4 protein-coding genes are annotated in these 4,829 nt (G+C 45.3%); 1 reads left to right on the forward strand and 3 read right to left on the reverse strand.

What is annotated here, in order from left to right:
• Positions 1–81 precede the first annotated feature (81 nt).
• Genes pgsA through B2248_RS08645 form a run of 3 tightly spaced genes read right to left on the reverse strand, consistent with a single transcriptional unit; the run spans position 82 to position 2,745 of the window.
• Positions 82–639, reverse strand: a complete 558-nt coding sequence (gene pgsA, locus B2248_RS08635; RefSeq protein WP_007146355.1) for a CDP-diacylglycerol--glycerol-3-phosphate 3-phosphatidyltransferase — start codon at positions 637–639, stop codon at positions 82–84.
• A 49-nt stretch (positions 640–688) separates the two neighbouring features.
• Complete coding sequence (uvrC, locus tag B2248_RS08640) at positions 689–2,530, reverse strand: excinuclease ABC subunit UvrC (RefSeq protein WP_273181193.1); 1,842 nt, start codon at positions 2,528–2,530, stop codon at positions 689–691.
• Positions 2,531–2,538: 8 nt separating this feature from the next.
• Positions 2,539–2,745, reverse strand: coding sequence for a hypothetical protein (locus tag B2248_RS08645; protein WP_273181194.1), 207 nt, complete (start codon positions 2,743–2,745; stop codon positions 2,539–2,541).
• A 143-nt stretch (positions 2,746–2,888) separates the two neighbouring features.
• On the opposite strand from B2248_RS08645, the gene B2248_RS08650 reads away from it, so the two are divergent.
• The coding region (locus B2248_RS08650) for a CarD family transcriptional regulator (RefSeq protein ID WP_286722817.1) at positions 2,889–4,829 on the forward strand (1,941 nt) is incomplete at its 3' end.

Consider the following 4,829-nt stretch of genomic DNA (forward strand, 5'->3'; position numbering starts at 1 on the left):
CAACCTTGGCAAGGTTGTGCTCTACCAGCTGAGCTATTCCCGCTGAGGAAGTCGTGCATTATAGGCACTTCATTTTTTATGTCAACCCTTATTTCGCATCATTGGCCAGGCAGCTAAAAGATAGTAGTACATTGACTGTATCGTTAACCAGGCTGCCGCGTACAAGAGAGCTACACCAATTTCAAAAACTGGTAATCCAAATAAGGGCTTATAGTAAATCAAGCAGGCAATCGCCAGCATTTGGAAGGTGGTTTTCCATTTTCCCATCTGAGATACCTTAACGGCATTTCTCTGCCCTAATTCGGCCATCCATTCGCGTAATGCGGAAACAATTAATTCACGTGCGATGATTAAAGTGACAGGTATCAGGATGTACCAATCCGGGCTTTTAAACAGCACCATGATAAGGGCCATTACTACTATGAGCTTATCGGCTACCGGATCAAGAAATGCACCGAATGCTGAGGTTTGTTCCCACTTCCTGGCTAAATAACCATCAAGCCAGTCGGTAAATGCAGCAATGACAAATATCAACGCTGCCCAGCAGGATGCTGATGGCATGGGTAAAAAATAAAACAGGATCAAAACGGGAACTAATAGAATCCGTAAACAGCTTAAAATATTTGGCAAATTCAACATCTTGTGTCACTTAAAATTAAAATCATGGTTATGGTATCACTATGCAGACCTAATGATCGCCATGAAAAACATCGTAGATTTTTTGGGCCAGCGATTTGCTGATACCGTCTACCTTGGCTAAATCTTCCACACCAGCACGCTGGACTTCCTGCAGGCCACCAAATTGTTGTAACAGTTTTTGTCTGCGTTTAGGCCCTAAGCCTTCAATATGCTCTAGTGTTGAGGTCTTACGCGCTTTAGCACGACGTTGACGGTGTCCGGTAATGGCGAAACGATGAGCCTCATCCCTGACTTGCTGAAGTAGATGTAAGGCCGGTGAATCGGCTGACAGAGTGACTTCCCCTTCTCTACCGACAAGAAATAATGTTTCCTCACCAGGTCGGCGCTCAGGCCCTTTTGCGATACCTAATATAGGTAGGTCAGATAAATTGAGTTCTTCCAGCACTTCCTGTGCTTCTTTAATCTGGCCTTTACCACCATCAATTAATAAGAGGTCTGGTCTTTTGCCTTCACCTTTCTGCAAACGCGTGAAACGACGGGTCAAAGCCTGATTCATGGCCGCGTAATCATCACCGCCCGTAATGCCTTCAATATTAAATTTACGATAGTCAGCTTTGATAGCGCCCTCAAGCCCAAACACCACACATGAAGCGACCGTACGTTCACCTCGGGTATGACTGATATCAAAGCATTCGATTCGTTTGGGTAACTCATCAAGGCTTAGCGCATCTTGCAGCATTTCAAAACGCTGCAATAAATTAGACCGACTACTTAAGCGCTGTGTGAGGCTGATTTCTGCGTTGGTTGAGGCCATTTGCATCCAGCGAACGCCTTGGCCGCGTTGTGGTTTCCTTAAACTGACTTTATGTCCGGACTCAGTTTGCAGTACGTCCTGTAACAGGCTTTGGTCTTCTGGTTCGTGGCTCAGCAAAATTTCTGTAGGAATATTTTTGCCGAGATAATATTGCGGCACAAAGGCAGACAATAATTCCTCTGGGCTACTATCCCCCGACCCTTTAGGGAAATAACTTTTACTCCCAAGGTTACGACCGCCGCGAATAAAACAGACTTCGACCACGGCCATGCCATCTCTGACAATGGCGGCCAACACATCAAATTCGCCCTGATCTGAACTGACATATTGACGCTCTTGCACCCGACGTAAGGCAATGACTTTGTCCCGAATAACCGCGGCTTGTTCAAAATCGAGTCGTTGTGATGCGGCATCCATTTCGGCACTGAGATCATCCATCACCTGTTTGTTTTTGCCTTCCAGAAACATGATCGTGTGTTCGACATCTTTCTTATATTCTTCTTCACTTATCAGGCCAACACAGGGCGCGGTACAGCGTTTTATCTGATATTGCAGGCAAGGACGGGAGCGGTTTTGATAATAACTGTCTTCACACTGTCTGACGGGGAAAAGCTTTTGTAATAAGTTGAGACTATCGCGAACAGCTCCGGCACTGGGATATGGCCCGAAATAACGGCCAGCTTTGCGCTTTGCGCCACGGTGATAACTTAATCGGGGAAATTTATCACCTGAGATCAATAGATAAGGGTAGCTCTTATCGTCACGAAGCAAGATGTTGTAACGCGGCATTAATTCCTTAATAAGATTATTTTCAAGGATTAATGCTTCGTTTTCGGTGTGGGTAACTGTCGTTTCGATGGACGCTATCTGAGCGACCATGACACGGGTTTTAGACGTTAACCCCGTTTTGCGAAAATAACTGGAAACGCGTTTTTTAAGATTTTTGGCTTTACCGACATAAATCACCGTCCCGGTATCATCAATCATGCGATACACGCCGGGACGGCTGGTCAGATTTTTCAGGAATGAGGCTGAATCAAATTCGCTCGTTTTGGTTTGCTTAACTGCTTCAGCCATTAGTCATTTCAAGTTTGGTCGTTTTGTTTAGGTGCGTACTGACGTTGATAACATTTATGCGCTTGATAAAAGCTATTTGCTGACAGGCCCAACAAAATAAACCCACCAATCAAGGCTGGCACATCAGTATAAAAAAAGTAAAACATCGCTAGGGCTGCCAACAATTCAGCACTTCCAATTGTTTTTAACAACACGACATTTTCGATTCGCTTCATTATTATTCTCCCGCACCTTTGCTAGTTTATTCAAGCATATAATCACTTATAAATTATAAGGGATAATGTGCCTTATTCAGGTCTTTGTGACAAGACTTCTTCGTTTTATGTGAAAATAGACGTTTTTGTAACGAATCAGTCTAGTGAATCATACTCAGCCTAATCTGCTCAATCCCAAGTTACCGTCATCCAATAAAGAAGTCCTGTTTGCTGGCCAACTTTATGGCAGCGCGCAAGGCCTGTTATTAGCAAAAGCGGCGCAGCAGCATGACGGTCCACTATTGGTCATCACCGATGATATGAATAGTGCACACCGGCTGGAATTAGAAGCTAAATTTTTTCTCGGTGAAGATAAGCGGCCAGTTTTACATTTCCCCGATTGGGAAACCCTGCCTTACGATACCTTTTCTCCTCACCAGGATATCGTTTCAGAACGATTAGAAACACTGCATCAATTACCTGACTTCAAGCAAGGTCTGTTGATGGTGCCGATCGCGACATTAATGCAGCGTATCGCACCTCGCGCTTTCCTCGAAGGCAACACACTGATTCTGAAGACGGGTGATCAGTTTGATATTGAAAGCTGGCGAATGAAGCTGGAAAAAGCGGGCTATCGTAACGTTTCACAAGTCATGGAACATGGTGAATTTACTGTTCGTGGGGCGATTATTGATTTGTATCCGATGGGTAGCAAACTTCCCTATCGTATTGATCTGTTTGATGATGAAATCGACACCTTAAGAACATTTGACCCGGAAACACAGCGTTCGATAGATACTATCGATAATATTCAGCTACTGCCGGCACGTGAATTCCCGATGACCGAAGACGGTATTCAGTTATTTCGGCAACAATTCCGCCGGCATTTTGAGGGAGATCCCCAACGTAGCTTTATTTATCGTGAAGTGAGTGACGGTAATGTGCCAGGCGGCATTGAGTTTTATCTGCCCTTATTTTTTGAAGAAACGAATAGTCTGCTCGACTATCTGCCAGACAATACGCTGATTGTCAGTGTAGCTGATCCACATGTTGGTGCTGAACGCTACTGGCAGGAAATCAGTGACCGCTATCGTAATCATCGTGTGAATCCAGAACGGCCTTTACTCGAACCTCAGCATGTTTTCATTCCTGTTGAAGAGTTATTTAGTCGTTTCAAATCCTATCAACGTCTGCAACTGCAAAGCTTTGAACATCAGGATAAAGCCGGTCATATCAACTATGGTTCTGGCATGCCGCCACAATTGACAATGAATGTGCGTAAGGACAAACCCTGCGAAGCCTTACAGCAATTTATCGATCAATTTAAAGGACGAATCTTATTTGCAGCAGAAAGTGCCGGACGCCGGGAAACGTTACTGGATCTGCTGCGTCAGCACGATATCAAATGTCAGCCGGTCAGTAACTGGGATGCCTTTATTCAAAGCAATGACGCTTTAACGATTACGGTTGCGCCACTTGAACAAGGTTTATTACTAGGTAATGAAAACCTGGCGGTTATTGCTGAAACGCAGTTGTTCGGCCAACAGGTCATGCAACGCCGACGTCGCAGCCGGAAAAAGCGTGATACCGATGCCATTATCCGTAATCTTGCTGAACTCTCCGTCGGTGATGCTGTTGTCCATGAGGATCATGGTGTCGGACGTTATCTCGGTTTGCAAACACTGGATATCGGCGATGTCACCGCTGAATATGTCACACTGGAATATGCCAAGGGCGATAAGCTCTATGTGCCTGTCGCGTCTCTGGATTTAATCAGTCGTTACTCTGGCGCAGCGCCTGAATTGGCTCCATTACATAAACTGGGCACAGGCCAATGGGAAAAAGCCCGTAAACGCGCAGCTGAAAAAGCACGTGATGTGGCGGCAGAATTATTAGATATCTATGCTCGTCGGGCAGCGAATAAAAAACAACCGATGGGCATGCCCGATGAAGACTATGCGGCATTCGCAGCAGCCTTCCCTTTTGAACCGACACCCGATCAGCAAGATGCGATTGATGCTGTTATTAAAGACATGTTGTCGGAACAGCCGATGGACAGACTGGTGTGTGGTGATGTGGGTTTCGGTAAAACCGAAGTCGCCATG

Origin of the sequence: Methylophaga sp. UBA2012 (assembly GCF_002335235.1) — a bacterium.
GTDB lineage: Bacteria > Pseudomonadota > Gammaproteobacteria > Nitrosococcales > Methylophagaceae > Methylophaga > Methylophaga thalassica.